This is a genomic window from Paraprevotella xylaniphila YIT 11841 (genome assembly GCF_900683745.1).
Taxonomy (GTDB): Bacteria; Bacteroidota; Bacteroidia; order Bacteroidales; family Bacteroidaceae; genus Paraprevotella; species Paraprevotella xylaniphila.
The window spans coordinates 2,919,728-2,936,994 of record NZ_LR215980.1 but is presented as its reverse complement, the minus strand read 5'-3'; the positions used below and the strand labels follow the sequence as shown (position 1 = coordinate 2,936,994).

The 17,267-nt window shown below is 52.4% G+C and carries 6 protein-coding genes and 1 pseudogene; 4 read left to right on the top strand and 3 right to left on the bottom strand.

What is annotated here, in order from left to right:
• Positions 1-175 precede the first annotated feature (175 nt).
• From E0E47_RS12345 to E0E47_RS12330, 4 genes and pseudogenes are all read left to right on the top strand, one after another.
• Entirely contained in the window at positions 176-3,826 is a 3,651-nt protein-coding gene (locus E0E47_RS12345; protein ID WP_232038431.1) for a hypothetical protein, read from the top strand.
• 94 nt (positions 3,827-3,920) lie between these two features.
• On the top strand, positions 3,921-6,101 hold the full coding sequence (locus E0E47_RS12340) for a fasciclin domain-containing protein (RefSeq protein ID WP_130893851.1): 2,181 nt from the start codon (positions 3,921-3,923) through the stop codon (positions 6,099-6,101).
• 77 nt (positions 6,102-6,178) lie between these two features.
• Positions 6,179-6,889: pseudogene (locus E0E47_RS17650) on the top strand (rhamnogalacturonan acetylesterase); the annotation flags it as partial.
• Positions 6,890-6,961: 72 nt separating this feature from the next.
• Positions 6,962-8,323, top strand: a complete 1,362-nt coding sequence (locus E0E47_RS12330) for a family 43 glycosylhydrolase (RefSeq protein ID WP_130894376.1) — start codon at positions 6,962-6,964, stop codon at positions 8,321-8,323.
• A 720-nt stretch (positions 8,324-9,043) separates the two neighbouring features.
• On the opposite strand, the gene E0E47_RS12325 is transcribed toward E0E47_RS12330, so the two are convergent.
• The 3 genes from E0E47_RS12325 to E0E47_RS12315 form a co-directional block, all read right to left on the bottom strand.
• The gene (locus E0E47_RS12325) at positions 9,044-11,401 is read right to left on the bottom strand and encodes a glycosyl hydrolase 115 family protein (protein WP_172604704.1); all 2,358 of its coding nucleotides are present in this window, start codon (positions 11,399-11,401) and stop codon (positions 9,044-9,046) included.
• 49 nt (positions 11,402-11,450) lie between these two features.
• Positions 11,451-13,058 carry a sialate O-acetylesterase gene (locus tag E0E47_RS12320; RefSeq protein ID WP_172604703.1) on the bottom strand — a complete coding sequence of 536 codons (1,608 nt, stop codon included), beginning with the start codon at positions 13,056-13,058 and terminating at the stop codon, positions 11,451-11,453.
• Between the two features lie 150 nt (positions 13,059-13,208).
• Positions 13,209-17,255 carry a beta-galactosidase gene (locus E0E47_RS12315; protein ID WP_130893848.1) on the bottom strand — a complete coding sequence of 1,349 codons (4,047 nt, stop codon included), beginning with the start codon at positions 17,253-17,255 and terminating at the stop codon, positions 13,209-13,211.
• Between the last annotated feature and the right edge of the window lie 12 nt (positions 17,256-17,267).

Genomic DNA, 17,267 nt, shown 5'->3' with positions numbered 1-17,267 from the left:
AGCCATTAACTTTGCGTCAAGCAAACCAAATGGAAGTATATTCACCATTGAAATTGGTGGAATCAGTGTGTCTACTTCCTTGCTACGTCATTTAATTAATAAAAACAACACTGCGGCCCGTGCTACACACACACTGATTTAGCCCGGTCGGCAGACTAACTTCAATTCTAACGAAATGAGAAACAAATTACTCGTTGCCATGGCATTATGCAGCGCAACTTCATCCACGTTGCCCTTGTGGGCGTCTGAAAACTGGCCCGACCCGGCCTTGACCTTTGTTGACCCGGCTTTGACTCCCGACGAGAACGGAGGCGGTGTATATTATGTCTACCATGTAGCCACCCGGAAATTCATGTGCGATGGCAATTGGAAAAACAACTGGGGCACGGAACTCATCGTGGCCGAAGAGGGAAAGAAGGTCACACTGAGCTACGGGCAGGACTATGAACTGAGCCGCCGTCCCGTCACGGACGGGTCTTATAACGACGCATACGGTTGGCGCATGTCCATGATGGAGGGGAAGACGAACAGCAAGCTCCATGAATTCTACATTCCCAGCGAACTTGTACTCTGTGTGGACCATGACAAACAAGGACACATCCTGTGGAAAATCGTGAAACAAGACAATGGTGCTTACCGCATCAAAATCGCCGATGAAGATCCCCTATATGGTGAAAGCTCACAATATGCCGGATGTTACATCGGAATCAACGAAGGCGACTTCGGGGTCAACCCGTTAGTCATCGAAGGAACGGAAGGTGTCGTGAATCCACAATACGACTGGAAGTTTGTGGAGCCAACTGCCTATGACATTTACCAAGCCAAAAAGAAGTTACAAGCCCAGTTAGACGCGGCAGACGCGGCAAACTTCCAAGACATAACGGATTATGCCAACCTTTATAAAAGTGAAAAAGTAACTGTCGAAGAACTGGAGAAAGCGACAGAGGACCTAAAAACAGACATATTGAACTTCAAATATGGTTCGGCCACATCCGCCCATCCTATAGATATCACAGAATTAATGGCAAATCCTTCATTTACGGACAACGACGAAGGATGGGACAAATGGAGGGAACCCGCCAATGAACAAGATAATTTCTCCCGTAAGACCGGTTCACATACGGCATCCGACGGCACGGAAATCTCTAATTTCTTCGAACGTTGGAATCCTTCCTCTCCTCAAAAGGATTGGTCTATCACACAAAACCTTACCAATCTGCCTGATGGAAAATACCGCCTGAAAGCCTATATATTCTGCCCAATCAACGAAGGGGACACCCAAGCCGAAGGACGTTACCTTTATGCCCGCACTTTGGTGGGCGAATCACGTCAGAAAGCCGAAATCACCCAAAGCCAAGTGTTCACCCCGACCACGTTGGACTTCTCCGTCGTGGGTGGTACGGCCACTGTCGGATTCCGTGTAGAAGGAGCTAATTCCCAATGGACAGCCGTGGACAACTTTTCCCTGCAATTCTTGGGCCAAGAAGGAGCACAAACCCTACATGACGTCTTAAAGCAAAACATTGCAGATGCAGAAACAAAATACGCCGAATACACAAATGCCAACGAGACATTCAGCAAAGACGGGCAACAAAAGTATGAAGAGACCATAAAGACAGCCAAAGAAGCGACCAATAACCCGCAACTGGACAACGAAACCCTGATGGGAATCATCCAATCAGTCCAACTTCGCATGGACTCCTTGGCTTTGGATATTGCAGCTTACAAGACCCTGCAAGCCAAAAGCAATGAACTGGAAACCGCATACGATGAATCTCCATACGCAGAAGCAGGATTACCCGCTTATGAGGACTATCTGGACAAATTACAGGAAGGTTACAGCCAAAAAACATTCAACCCCAACGAAGTGGACAGCATCCAACCGCGCGCCGACCGCATATTGAAGGAAGCCGTCGCAGAATCCTTGAAATCACCGGATGGCATCCGCGATGCCACCGGACTATTTACCAACACAAATTTCAGCAACGGCACCAACGGATGGACCAAATCGGGCAGCGGGCAACTCTCAAGCAAGCTCAACCGCATGGCAGAAGTATGGAACGCCAAAGACAGCGACTGCGAAGTGTACCAAGAAATCAACGGACTGCCCGAAGGCTCATATAAAATCACGATGCAAGGGTATTATTCACCCAGTATCACCAATGCAAACAATTGGAAAGAGAACTGGGGAACAGAAGGAGACACGAGCAACGACATCCTGGCATTCCTGATGGGCAACGACGCCCAAGCCAAACTCTGCCACATCATGGACTACCCGATAGAGGAAAGCGCGCTGCCCGGCACCGATGGATTTGAACAGATTACATGGACTGACGACCCTGCCTACCAAAACAAATGGCTGACCAGCAATTCCACCACATCGGCAGACTTGTTTGAAAACGACGAAACTTGTTACCTCAACAGCGTGGTTTGTTATGTAGGCCAAGATGGCAAGCTTCGTATCGGAATAAAAATAAAAGGTTCTGCCATCAGTTGGTGGGAATCGAGAGTGTTCTTCGACAATTTCAAAATCGAATATCTTGGTGCAGGCGACATGAGCGGAGCCACTTCAGCCATCAACGCATTGATAGAAAGTGCGGAAAGCATGCTCAATCAGGAAGACCTGACCACCCAGGAGGCGCGCAACAGCCTAACTGAAGCCATTTCTTCTGCCCGGGAAGCAATAGCTGCGGGCTTGACGCAAGAATCTTATGGCAAACATGTGAAAGCGTTGAACGAGGCTATCACGGCAGCTCAGAATGCCACTGAAGCCGCCACCAGATTCGATGCCTTGGTTACCTATCACGACATCAAATTCATGAGTACCGGAGATTACAGTTACGAGCAATTTGCCGGCACCCCGGAGTTCGATGCCTTTAAAGCCCTTATCAGCGAAAAAATGGTACCCGCTGTGGAAAACTTGCAATCCATGGACGAGATTGAAAAATTGACAGCTGAAATCAACGAGGCTTACAACAAGATGGTAGCGACTTCCATCGACGTATCGGGAGCAACACTCGACAGCCCGGCTGACATGACATCCATGCTGCAATCCCCAAGCTTTTCGGAAGTGAACGGGGACGGGGAAACCGTAGGTACCATACAGGGTTGGACTACAAACGGGAACCAATATGCCATGTCGGCCAACAACTATGAGTTCTACAACTTGAAAGAGGCCGACATCCATCAAACCGTTTACGGCTTGCCTAAAGGATATTACCGCTTGGCATTCGACGGATTATACCGTGCAGGCGATGCCATCCCTGCCGCCCTTTCACGACGGGAAGGCAAGGAACCGCAGAACGCACTGGTATATGCGGAATCCGGTGAAGGCAAATGGAACGAACCCTTGGCATCCATTTTCGAGGGCATGGGAGAATACAAATATACCACGGGCGACCAAGTCCTGCCGGATAGCCTTTTCCCCGAATCAAAAGCCTTGTACCACATCATAGTAAACAACGTATCGGGCGCTGACCTTGCATTCCAAGAAGGTTTGTATGCCGGTGACTTCTCGTTCTATGTATCCGAGACAGGACAGCCAGTCACGATTGGAATGCGCAAAGACAGTCTTGTAGCCAACGACTGGGCCGTATTCGACAACTTTACATTATTATATTATGGCGACGGGGATGCCAACAAGCCGGATGACTTCGAGTCGGCCATCGACGGTGTCACTGCCGAGGGCAAGGCCAAGATAGTAAGTTCAGCATGGTACACCCTTGATGGCGTGCGCGTGAAGGAACCAAGACAACGCGGCATCTACATCCGTCAAGACCTGATGGACGATGGGACACGGAAAGCCATAAAGGTCATGGTACGTTAACCCATGCCATAACAAAAGCTTGTTGAACAAGCCATTGGCGGCGTTAGGCATCCATTTGTTTAATTCTGCCAATGGCTTTAAAACTTCCAAAAAGATGAACAAAGACTGGCTCAAAACATTCAAATCTTGCTGCGTAGTCCTGTTTCTGGCCGCACAGATAAACGTATTCACCGGTTGCCAAGACGACCTGCCGGCCGACAGCTACTACACTTTCACCGGAGAAATGATGAGCGACTTCCTGAAAAACAGGGAAGATTTCAGCCTCTTCAGGCGCATCGTGGAGCGTGCCGGAAAGTTGGACTTCCTGGGTACCCGGGGCGCACGTACCCTATTCCCGCCCATAAACTCCGGTGTGGAAGCCTTCTTGAAAGAAAAAGGGTATGCTTCGGTCGAAGACATTCCCGTCTCCTATTGCGACACCCTGCTGAAAGCCTGTCTGGTGGAACGAATCATCTACACTTATGATTTAGGAAAGACCCAACAGGAAAACAACCAGTTAGACCTGCCCTTGATTATACAGACCGACGGCGACACATTGGATGCCAACCACATGGTGCTCAGCATCATCAACCGGCGTGCGGCCATCATCAACGAACTTAAAAACGATTCCGTGGAAAATGGCGTAGTACATCCTGTGGACAAAGTGCTGATTCCAAATACCAGTCTGGGAGCCACTTTATTGGATGAGAACCATAGCCAGTTTTCCATCTTCTATGAAGCCCTCCGGCGTACCGGACTGTTGGATTCTTTGGCTCGATACCAGGACGAAAGCTACGAGATATGGAAGGAGGACTATCCCCGATTCAAACCCAATATCGTCTGTGGCCACGACACGGACATCTTTACGGCCAAACGTCCCGACCACCGGTATAGCGGTTTCACCTTGCTGATTGTCCCGGACGAAGTCCTCTATGAAAAATACAGCGACCGCTTCAACGAAGACATGACCATGGAGGAGAAAATCGATGCCCTTTACCGGTTGGCGGAAGAAAAGTACGACGACCATGCAGCCGCAGAAATATTCGGATTAAACAAACCGGTGCCGGAAAACCCCGAAGGTAAGACCTATAAACAACTGTTCTGGAACAAGCATTCCCTGACCGACCGGCACAACCCACTCAACATGTTCCTTTCTTACCATATCCTCGACCGGCTCTTCGAGAGCACGGCCAAACTGGTAAACTGCAGGGGGGTGCACACCCAATATGCCAATCCCACCGAATGGATCAGCACCTTGCTCGACTTTTCCACCATCAAACTGGAAAAAGTATATTCGACCGTAGACCCTGCCGTGGAATCCCCCACGGACTTCTACATCAATCATAGCGTGGCCAGCATTTACAACTCCGGCCAACGGGTACGCGGTGCACACTTGTCCCTCCCCGATGCCGACAACTTTTCACTCAACGTAGCCTATTATTACGTGGACGACGTATTGGCCTACGACGAGACCATGCGCAACAATGTCATGAACACGCGGATGAGAATCGATTTCTACACCGTATGGCCGGAACTGACAAACAATAAAATAAGGTTATGCGGCAACGTGACACAGCCATACGGCTCATACGACAACACGGAAAACGGGACAGAAGGTGGAGGATACAACTACTACATTCCCTCCAACTACATCAAAGGACTCAAAATGAACGAGAACGCCATATTTTTCGCCCAACGCCCTAAAATAGGCATGACTTCCGCATTCGACGATTGTGTCAGCATCTTAGGAACATACGACTTGACGTTCCAACTTCCCAACGTCCCCCCGGGCACGTATGAACTGCGTTTGGGATACGGCAGCATGCCCGACCGGGGCATCGTGCAGATGTACGTGGACAATGTGCCCCAGGGACTACCGTTGGACATGCGCGAAGAAGGGGACAGCCCCATCATCGGAGGGCTTTACAACGGATGGAACGGGTGGCGGAACTCTGAAGAGAATGCCAATGGAATATATACCTCCGAAGAACTGGAAGAAAATGCCAGGGTCATGAAAAACAACGGTTACTACTGTGGCCCTAAGAGCCTCTATTCCGGCAACGACGGTACGAGCGGCCCCCAATACAGTGCCGCCAAATGTACTCTCCTTTATAACCTGAGGGCTACGCTGCGCCGCAAAATTTGCAACGTGAACATAAAGGCAAACACCCCCCATACCATGCGCATACGTTCGGTGTTCACCCCGACCGGAAGAGGAGTCTTCCATCTCGATTACATTGAGTTGGTGCCCCTCGGCATTTGCGGTCCCGGTGGCCTCGGAGAAGACCAATATTAACCTACCTGCAATATCCCCGAAGAAAGTTTCGCCACTTTCTCGGGGATACATACACGAATCTTACATCAACCCACAATATGAAATACAAAGTTATCTTTTCATGCCTCGCATTCCTGTTCTTTTCCGCCTTCACCCTGAAAGAGAAGCCGGTTACCATTTTTTTGATTGGAGACTCTACTATGGCAGACCGGAGCACAGCTTCCGGAAGTCCGGAACGGGGATGGGGCCAAATGTTACCTTGTTTCCTCAACGGACTCATCCGCGTAGAAAACCATGCTGCATGCGGACGCAGTTCTTTAAGCTTCATCCGTGAAGGACGATGGCAGGCCGTACTCGACCGACTGCAAGCCGGAGACTATGTCATTATACAATTCGGACACAACGATGAGAAAACCGATACGGCATTACACACTGTGCCCGGAGGTTCTTTCGATGAAAATTTGAGACGGTTCGTGCGTGAAACCCGTGAGAAAGGGGCTTATCCCGTCCTGATGAACTCCATCGTAAGGCGTAATTACCCACCTACTCCGGAGACACCTCACCAATACATTTATGAAAAAGAGGGCAACACACTGGTGGACACACACGGTGAATACCTCTTGTCGCCTCGCCGCATAGCCCACGAAATGGACGTGCCGTTCGTGGACATGGCCAAGCTGACCCACGACCAGGTCGCGGAAATGGGACCGGAACTATCTAAAAAACTGTTCATGTGGATACCGCCCGGACAATATCCTTCCTTACCGCAAGGCAAAGTAGACAACACCCATCTTAATATATGGGGGAGCAAAGTCTTTGCGGCCATTGCCGCCAAGGCTTTGTCCCAAAAAGTGCCCCGGTTGTCCAAATACATCCGGCATATTGACCCACAGACCGTCCAAGATACCGAAACAACCAGTTTCGGCCAAAGTACAGGCACGGTGATAGTCAACGGCATCCCGTGGTTCGACGACCGGGGCGGCATCGTCAACGCCCACGGTGCCTGCATCGTGGAAGAGGACGGGCGTTATTACCTGTTCGGCGAATGGAAGTCGGACAAGAGCAATGCCTTCCCGGGCTTTTCCTGCTACTCTTCCGATGACCTGGTCAACTGGAAATTCGAGAACGTGGTCTTGCGGGTGCAACCGGACGGCATCCTCGGCCCCAACCGCGTGGGCGAGCGTGTCAAGGTCATGAAATGCCCCAAGACCGGGGAGTACGTCATGTTCATGCACGCCGACGACATGGGATACAAAGACCCGTATATCGGTTATGCCACATGCAAGACCATCGACGGGGACTACCAGTTGCAAGGCCCGTTGCTTTACCAAGGGAAACCCGTCAAGCGTTGGGACATGGGCACGTTCCAAGACACCGACGGCAAGGGTTACCTGCTCATCCACCACGGCCCCATCTACCGCCTGAGCGACGATTACCGCTCCGTGGAAACGGAAGTGGCCCACGTCAAGGACTCCGGCGAATCCCCTGCCATGTTCAAAAAGGATGGCATATACTACTTGCTCTATTCGAACCTGACCAGTTGGGAGAAGAACGACAATTTCTACTTCACCGCCCCACGGATAGAAGGCCCGTGGACGCGACGCGGCCTGTTCTGCCCGGAAGGCAGCCTCACCTACAACTCGCAGACCACTTTCGTTTTCCCCCTTCGGCGCGGCAACGACACCATTCCGTTGTTCATGGGCGACCGTTGGTCGTATCCCCATCAGGCTTCTGCCGCCACTTACGTGTGGATGCCCCTGCTGACGGAAGGCACAAAACTATCCATGCCTGAATACTGGCAGGCATGGGACATGCGCACGCTCCGCCCCACGGATGCCCTGAAAGGCGGCAAGATTGTGTCTCCTGCGGACGGGCCGTGCCCTGACAACTGGAAAAAGGAAAACGGGGCCATACTGTCCGACACGCGCGGAAGCACGTTGGAAATGAAGTTCAAAGGCACCCACGCAGCCCTCATCGGAGAAGCCGGCCCACATGGAGGGTATGCCCGTGTGAGCATCCTGAATGCCCGACAAGACACGCTCTACTCCTCACTCGTGGACTTTTACAGCAAATACCCCGACACGGGCATACGCGCCATCACGCCCCACATGCCTATGGACAGCTATATGCTTTGCGTGGAAGTGACCGGCATCAGTCCCGTATGGACCGACAAGTCAAAGAAGATTTACGGCAGCAAGGGATGCCGCATCGGCATCAGGCAAGTCTGCATCTTTGAAGAATAAACGGAACAGCCCAGCAATCGTCCATGCAGATGGAAAATAACTTGAAAGCATCCTCGAAAAGGATGCTTTCATTTTGACAATATGCCACCCATGGCCTCACGAGAATCCTTTATTCATACCCTGCACGGGACAAGAACGGAAATATGCGATTCTCGCGCAGTGTAAAAGAAACTGTTTGCGAGCCATAAGGGGGTCCCGGCTGCCATAAAGCAACCCGGAAAACCGCAACCTGCGCCCATGAACCACGGGCACGTAAGCAAACAAGCGGAATGGCACGACAAACTGGCATCCGTCCGGGACAAGCGGAAACTCTTCATACAGAAGAAAAAATCAACGATTCAGGGAGGTCATGACTCGCTTTCAGTCCGGTTTCGGACCGACATGCAGAGAAAATCCGCACGACATGCGGAGAAAAAAAATGTTTCTTGCGCCAAACGAAAAATTGCTTGGCTGAAAACGATTCGCCTTTTTGCTTAAAATAAGTAAAAAACAGGGCTGAACGGTAAAAGGATGTATCCAAAAAGCCTTCCCAACCTCCCTAAAACAGATGTAGAACACGAAGATTCCGGCCTGCCCAACCGGGATTTTACTGTCATTTTGATAGCAAAACGGCAAAAACGGCAGAAGAAACCCTCCTGAAAGGCAAACGAAAAGAGGCCGCCTGCGGCAATACGCCTGACGGCCCCACGCTGTTTCATGCCACAGCTTGCCTGCCGCTCCTTACGGAAGGTACAGAATCACCTGGTCCAAGACTACGCCTTCGTCCAATGCACGGACAGCAAGCCGGTGCTTCCGCTTCCTCCCGAGCGGCAACGCGACGCGGCGGACGGCCTGGTTCCGCAGCACATTCTCTTTCCACTCCTCGCTACGCCCCAGGGTCTCATAGCCAACCGGAGCGGAATCCGTCCCGTCCAACGACAAGAGGAAACGCAGGCGGTTCCCCTCCACCGGATGGTTGGGCAGCAGACGGACCTCCACCTCCACGGAATCCTGTCCGGAAAGGTTGAAATCGAACGACAGCTCCGTGCCTTTCTCCACACAGACGGCTTTCCCTTCATAGCCCAGGCCCTCGCATGCCACGTAACAGCCACGGCTACACTCATTCCCGTTCCAACGGAACAGGACCTCACGTCCTTCCGGCAAAGCATCCTGCGCAACCTCACGCTTCACAGGCTCGAACACCGGCAAACGGCGCGGACGATAGTCCATCATCCCGTTCCACTTTCCACCATTGGCTATGCCTTCATTGTACCGCCGCGTCAAGGCCACAATACTGTCGTAGGCCATGTCGCTCAAATTCCAACCGGCCTCACCGTGGCGTGCCAGTTGGGCGTAAAGCATTTTTTTGTTCATCTCCGCAGCCGCCTGCACAGGGTACTGCACCAACTGGTAGTAAGCATCCCGGCGACCGGCATCCACACGTAAAGCCCACCGCCCGGCCTCGTCGGAAATCTCCCGGTAGTCCGTCAAGCGTTCCTGTATCTCCCTGCGGCTCCAAGGCAAATCCTTCACCACGCGGTAAGCCCGGTCACGCTCTTCCTCGCGCGTATTGCCCATAAACTCCGGTTTGCGGACGTATGCCAGACGGTAATGCTCCTCCATGACCGGACGCAGGGCTTTCCCGGCCTTCCGGCCAAACTCCCGGCACAGGAATCCCTCCAAATGGGCAGACACGCCTTCTACGGCCACCTTGTCCATGTCCCACGCCATATCGAGGAACAATTCCGTCTGGTATTCAGCCGGTTTGATGTCGCCCACGTTGAGCACCCACACTTTCCGGATGCCACGGTCGTACGCCAGTTTCATCTGTTGGTAAAGCAAGGCCGGGCTGAAAGTGCCCAACCAAAGGTAGTCGTGCGGACGCCCCCAATACGACACATGGTAATAAATCCCGTTGCCGCCCTTCCGGGCACGTTCCTCAGGCGTGGGGAAGTGCCGGATATAACCGTAATTGTCATCACACCACATCAGGGTGACATCCTCCGGCACCTGAAGCCCTGCACGGTAGACCTCCAACACCTCTTTGTAGGGAATGAACACTTGCGGCACCGCCGTCACGTCGGAATCCACGTGCTGCCGCAGCAAATCCCTCTGGTCGCGGATGACCCGCTCCAACACGGCCTTCTGTTCGTCCACGGTCTTGGCTCCCTGCATCTGCCCGTCGTGCACGCCACGCATCCCGATGGTATAGAAGATTTCCTGCCCGGCCACTTCTTTCACACGCTCTTCCCAAAAATCGCGCACTGCCGCATGGTTGCGTACATAGTCATAATCTCCTTTCCCTCGCCTACGCCATTCCCCGGCCGTACTGGATGCCATCGGTTCACAGTGCGAACCACCGATATAAATTCCGAACCGCCGGGCCACCTCGCGGTTCCCGTCCGTCAGGAAGAATGGCTCGGTGCATTCGTGCATGGCAGGCCAATAGAGGTTGGCCCGCAAGCGCAGGAGCAACTCAAAAATGCGCTCGTTCGTGCGCGGCCCGATGCGCCCTTTCTTATGCCAAGGTTCGTAACAGGTGCTGCTCCACGGCATCAGTCCCCAATCCTCGTCATTGATGAAGATGCCCCGATATTCCACGGAAGGGAATTGCAAATCACGGTAGCCCGCAGGCAATTCAAAGTGCGTACGAGTCTCGGGAGTGGCATCCGCCCACCATTCCCACGGCGAGACACCCAACAGCCGCGACACTTCCATCAGGCCGTATGCCGTGCCGTGGCTGTCGCTTCCGGCCACAAGCAGCCGCCCGTCGGGGAGTACCGACAAAAGGAAAGCCTGTTTCCGCCCCTCCAAGGCATCGAGGTCAGCCCCCGTTTTCTCGACAAGACCACCCTCGCCGACCGTACCGGCCACGATGTCTCCCCCTGCCGGCAAAATCCGCAGGGAATCGCCCAAGACCGCCCGTACGTCGCGCTGCAAAATCGACAACGCCGTATGCACCACGGGCTTCTCGGACGGGGACAGTTCCACACCGGCAGCCCTCCCGGCCTGCAAGACGAAAGCCATGCCACGCGCCGACAACCGGCCGGGCCACACACAACACAACAGTCCACAAAAACTCACTATAAACTTCTTCATATCCTTAATTGATTTACCATACATCCATACTCCGGCCCGCTATGCCATATCATTTATTCACGTCCAAACCCTCAAGCCAATTTTCCAGTTCGTACATCCACCGGCCCTTATAAGCAAAAGAGTCCTTCATCCCCCATCCATGGCCGCCATCGGGGTATATGAACATGGACACGGGGACATGATTTTCCCTAAGGGCATTGAAATAGCGCAAACTGTTCTCGGGACTGACGGCAGGGTCATCTGCAGAAAGTATGATGATGGCAGGAGGCGTCTTCCCGTCCACTTGCCTTTCAAGCGAATAACGTTCCGCCAATAAAGACGGGGCATCCATGCCTATCAAATGGTTGCGTGTGCCCCAATGCGTTATTTCCGGCGACATCGATATGACCGGATACATCAGGATTTGAAAATCCGGCCTGCCCAAGCTATCGCCCAACGTGGCCACGCTTGCGGCCAAATGTCCCCCGGCAGAAAATCCCATGATACCGATACGGTCAGGACTTATACACAACTCATCGGACTTGCCGCGTAACAGGCGTATGGCATCCCGGGCATCGTCAAGGGGAATGTTGCTTTGCCCGCCAGGCAAACGGTATTTGAGGACAACACACAAGTAACCTTTTCCGGCAAGCCATTCGGCCACTTCGTTCCCTTCATGCCCCATGGCATGATGCCCATATCCACCCCCGGGACATATTACAACCGCCTTGCCATTTGGGATTTGGGGATAGTGCCATGTCAAAAGACTGTCCACCCCATTGGCAACCGGCGGACGGGACGCACCTGCCGGAGGAGCATCTACAAGCCCTAACCCGACTAGCTTATCAAACATGAGCTTACCGACATATTCCGTCCATGCCCCGTCGAAGTGCAACCCGTCGGCCTGTAGCCCGGCATCGCTCAAGTCAATGACATGGACATTGGGCAACTCCCGGGCCACCTGAAGTTGGGCCGCCTCCACAAGCGGGTCATATTGGCGGGAAGCATGGGGTACAGTCCCGAATATGAACGGCAATGTCTTATCCTTTTCCTTACCGGTCACGGCATATATCCGTTCGCGCATGAACGTTATCATTTCCTTGAAATTCCGATAATAATCCCCGGCCTTGGTACGGTCGCTCTCCCCCTGATGCCACATGATGGCCTTCACATCATAACCGCCTGGCAATTTCGACAGGGTCGTCCCTGCACACTTGGCAAAACCTTCGGTAAGCGAAAGAGCCAACGACATTCCCCCATGGGCATCACTGTGGGCCTTGTTCTTCCTGAGCCATTCCCTACCGGCATACCATACAGGTTTGCCAGGCTCAGTCGCGCCGGGAGCAATGGATGTCCCTCCGTAGGTACATTTGATGGCATAGAAATCGGCATCCATGGCCCGGTCTATGAAATAGTTCGTCACATCGCAAAAGGCGAAAGTATCCCCAAACCTGAAATCACCGAACTTGCCCGTCTGCGCGGAACGTACAAAAGCGTAACGGAGATGGCCGTAAGAGAAATCCTTAAGGTATACGGGAAGGTCTTCCACTGTCGCCCTCCCCTCTGCATTGGACTGCCCGGCCGTGATGAAAACACTTGCCGGGTTCTGCGGCAAGACCGTAACCGTACACATCGCCAACGCCAATGAAAAAATAAGCTTACATCTATAACCTCCCATAATTGCATGCAAATGCCCCAACCTGAAATCCATATATGTTGTCATGTATTATAAAAAGCCAACGTGCATTGTTTCCCGATGCCATAAGCTATTCAAACGCTCCACGGCATGAAAGAAAGAAGCACGTTGGCACTCAACAAAACTAATTACCTATTCACGAAACATTATTTTAGTATTACTTGCTTTGCCTTTCACTATATAGACACCTCGCGGCAACCCTTCAACGGCTTCTTCCGGCATGCCGTTCCCCGATTTCACACGGATGCCTTGAAGGGTGTACACCTCAAAGTCCTGCGGGGCCGCGCCGGAATCCGTCAAGCCGAAAATCCCCGAACCCACCGGAACAAGTTTCACATGGTCAAACTCAATGGTGGTCTGTCCTCCGTCTGTCTTGATGTCCAACCCTATGGGCAGGCTACCGTCTCCATTCACCTCAGCTTCCACTTCATAAAAGGCAGAAGCCCCGTTACGCACGGGCGCCTCCGCATCCCCGGCAAAAAGCCGGATGCTTCCGCCACCAAAGGAACATACCAGACCGGCAGACAAGCGGTAGCGTCCCTCAGGCAAACCCGTGACCACCTGCATTATCTTGCCTTCAAGGCCACCACCGTGCCACAACTGCCAATGATTCTCGTTACCTTTTATCACAGTCCCGTCGCCTTTGGCTTCCACACTGATCTTAGAGGTCGACGCATGGGTCGTATTCGTCCAACCATAAGGTGCCCCGTCCACCATGTAACTGTTGTTGAACTCGGGGTTCACCACGTATGATTCCTCCCCCGTGCCTTCTTCACCTATCTCCAAACGCACGCAAGCCGTTCCGTCCAACGTGACTTTCCTGTTTACGACTTCCCCGTCGGTTTCGCGTACCCACCGTCCTTCTTCATCCATATAGCCGAAAGAAACATCCGTAACTTTCATGGTGGCCGGCAACACGAAAGTCCCCCGGGCCGTGGAAAGGAGCAATATCTCACGGGCACTATGCCGCACAGCCACAGCCTGGACCCGCGATGAAGACGGAAGGAAAGAAATGCCTTCAAGACCGGTTTCCGCAGACACTGAGTTTCCTGCATAATTATAGACGTACAAACCTTTCCCGTGCGATTTGACGGCAATGTCCTGGTTGGCCAAGTTCAGCATTTTGTTCCTTTGGCGCACTTCTCCGATGTGCCCGCGTTCTACCAGTTTATGGCCATCCGCCCCATAAAGGGCATTACCGTCCACCACACAATAATTATAGTAATCGAACGACTTGTCACCGGCCAAGGCCGCCATCTGGTAAACAGGCGAGTTGGCATCCTTGGCATCTATCTCCATAATCATACGGAAATTCTTCCCGTTCGTCCCCAACTGCCCGTCCATGTTTCCTTTTACCTTTGAGGCATTCGTACCATAAATGTCAATACCTACAAAGTCTATGTTCGTCCCTCCGCTATTGCGTTTTCTTTCGTTGGCCGAAGTCCTGCCACTGGTTTCATAACTCACACAATTCAAACGTGTCCAGACTTTGTACTTGGATTCCTTCACGGCAGCCCCCACATGATGGTAATAATTGATGATTTCATCCGGCGTGGCCGGATTGCCGCCATGCCCGCGGGCCTCGTTGCCTAACTGTACTCCCACCACGACATGGGGTGCTCCATTGTTGGCATCCCAAAGGGCCACATGCTCCATCACTTGGGACAGCACGTAACGTTCACGGTCGCGCAGGTCCGTGTCGCGCCAATCCAACGAATATTCAAAAGTCTTTTGGAGCATATTAAACTCGGATGTGCCATCGATGGAACATACATAATCCGGCGTACGCAGTTCCTTCCGTCCATTGCAGTTCCAAAGGTATTGCACACGGCCGCCACTGCTCCAGCTGAACCACAGAAGCTCCATCTTCATGCCATATTTCTTGCACCACCCCATATACTTGTCCAAAATCTGCCAGTCGAAAAGGTCCTTCTCTGGTTCCACCTCCCGCCAGAAAACCGGAATGGACACCGTATTGAAGCCATCCGATGCCGCCTGTTCCATCACGGCTTCAAGCTCACTGTCGTTCCACCCTTCATAACCGTAAAGCTTGTCCAAACGGACCTGCACATTGGTCATGTAGAAAGGACGCCCGTCCACACGGAGCACATATTTCTCCACTCCATTCCCCAAGTCATAGTCCACCTCACTTACCGTCTGTGCCATTGCCGGACGGGTGTACTGGGAATCATAATACCGTGCCTGTGCCATGCGGAGTTCCTTCATCACGACCGACATGTCTTTCCCTACCGGCAAATCGTAGGCAGCCTGTGCCCCGGCTATGGCATCCGCAAAGTCCTGCCTGCCCGGATAGTCTGATTTGTCCAACATGGCTTGGGCTTTCTTTATCGCGGCTTTCAAATCGGCATGAGCCACCAATTCCTTCTGGTCTGCCGTTATCCGATCCAACATGGGAGCTATTTCCTCCCGCCGGTCTTCCTTGCTTTCATATAAAGCATGTGCTTCCGCCAACGTCTGCAAGAAACGGTCTTTGACGGCATAATCCGATGTTTCCACAATTTGTTCCAAACGATTGAAAGCATCCTTTAAGACCTTATATTCGGCCACAATGCCATCATATTCCTTCATCGCAGCGTCCAACAAGCCGACAACTTCGATTAACCTCCCGGCAGAAGCGTCTTCTTCAAGCGACTCGGCCGCATCGATAGCCCGGCGATATGCGCCAAGATTATTAAATCCGGGCAAGTCATCCGCACCGGAAACCATGACGAGCGTATCGGCTTTCGCTTCCTCGAGCATGCCTTTCATTATCTTCATATATCCTTCCCGGTCGTTTCCGCAATAGGTCAGCTCGAAATTATCCATGTCTATTGTCGGGCTTCCGCTTGCATCCACTTCCAATCCCAATTCAAGCGTACCGTTGAACACGATTCCCGAAGTTTCATATATTTTAGGATTGCCAGACAGGACGGAAGTCCTGCCCTCGTTCGCAAAAAGTTGCACTTTGCCATTAAAGGATGAAGACACTGCGGCCTTTACACTGTATTTCCCGTTTGGAAGACCGCTTACGGCCTGACTGGCCTTTCCGTCCATTCCACCGCTGCCGGTCCACAATTGCCAATGGTTTTGTCCGCCAGGAATAATCCCCCCGCCTTTCTCCCCCGTACTGATTTTAGACTGTGCGGAAAAGGAAAGCGTCCAACCCACAGGGGCGTTACCCGCAAATGTCCCGTCCGAGAAACCGGCATTCACCAAATAATCCGTCATCTCCATGCTATGGCTGTCACTCAATACAAGATTGTCTGGCGCAAAGGCATATCCCCCCAAGTAAACCACATTGCTTACTTGTCCTTCAATGCCTTTCGTTTCCGTGTCCACTTCCACCAGTTCAATATCGTCAATCCAATCGACTTTCGACTCAGCCCGATACAAAGAGAACCATATATTTTCCGGCAATACCTCCGGGGTCTGTATGAGCAAAGCATAGCTGCCCTTGCCCATACCGGCTGCCGGTGTGACATGCCCTTGCAAATCCGCAATATCGCCCTTGCAACGGTCGGTACCTAACAATATACGGTAGGCCGCATTGCCATTGCCATATCCTTCGGAAGTCCAGTAATCGTAAGTCAGCAAATAGGCCGTGTTCGGTTTCAACGCCTCCGGTTCCAACTGCTGCATCAGATAACGGCTTTCGCTATGCATGACCAAAGACTTCAAACCGTCACTCCGGTAGGACGGGTTTTCCCTCACGTTCGTCTTGCCGGTTTCTCCTCCCCAGGTTGGCTTGCCTCCGTCCCATGTTTCCCACACGTCCGGTTGCCAACGACCGCCCGAAAAGTCCGTTTCCACTTCCTCGAAACTGCCATTACGTATGACGTTGGTTTCCGAAAGGGTGTATTGTGGCTTTACCGCCACTTTCTTCTTGTACAACCCATTCTCAAACACATAGGCTGTGCCGTCGTGGCAGGCTACACGCAACATACCGCCGTCTTCCATCGTATGTTCCACATTGCCAAAAGCAATTCCTACCGGACATCCGGCCGGAACAGACATTTGCAACGTATAATCACCGATATTCGGAATGAAACCCTCGACATCCGTCACGTTTGCCCCGCCAAAATCTCCTTTTAAAGGCATGTAAGGCAAAACCTCGGCCCTTCCGTTACCGGAAGCCGCCACCAGAATGGCCATGCCTGCAAGCACGCTACTGATTTTCATCGCTTTCCAACC

Bases quoted from the DNA above. Each gene is read 5' to 3' on its own strand.
- E0E47_RS12345 (WP_232038431.1), top strand. From the start codon at position 176: ATGAGAAACAAATTACTCGTTGCCATGGCATTATGCAGCGCAACTTCA.
- E0E47_RS12320 (WP_172604703.1), bottom strand. From the start codon at position 13,058: ATGGGAGGTTATAGATGTAAGCTTATTTTTTCATTGGCGTTGGCGATG.
- E0E47_RS12325 (WP_172604704.1), bottom strand. From the start codon at position 11,401: ATGAAGAAGTTTATAGTGAGTTTTTGTGGACTGTTGTGTTGTGTGTGG.
- E0E47_RS12315 (WP_130893848.1), bottom strand. From the start codon at position 17,255: ATGAAAATCAGTAGCGTGCTTGCAGGCATGGCCATTCTGGTGGCGGCT.
- E0E47_RS12340 (WP_130893851.1), top strand. From the start codon at position 3,921: ATGAACAAAGACTGGCTCAAAACATTCAAATCTTGCTGCGTAGTCCTG.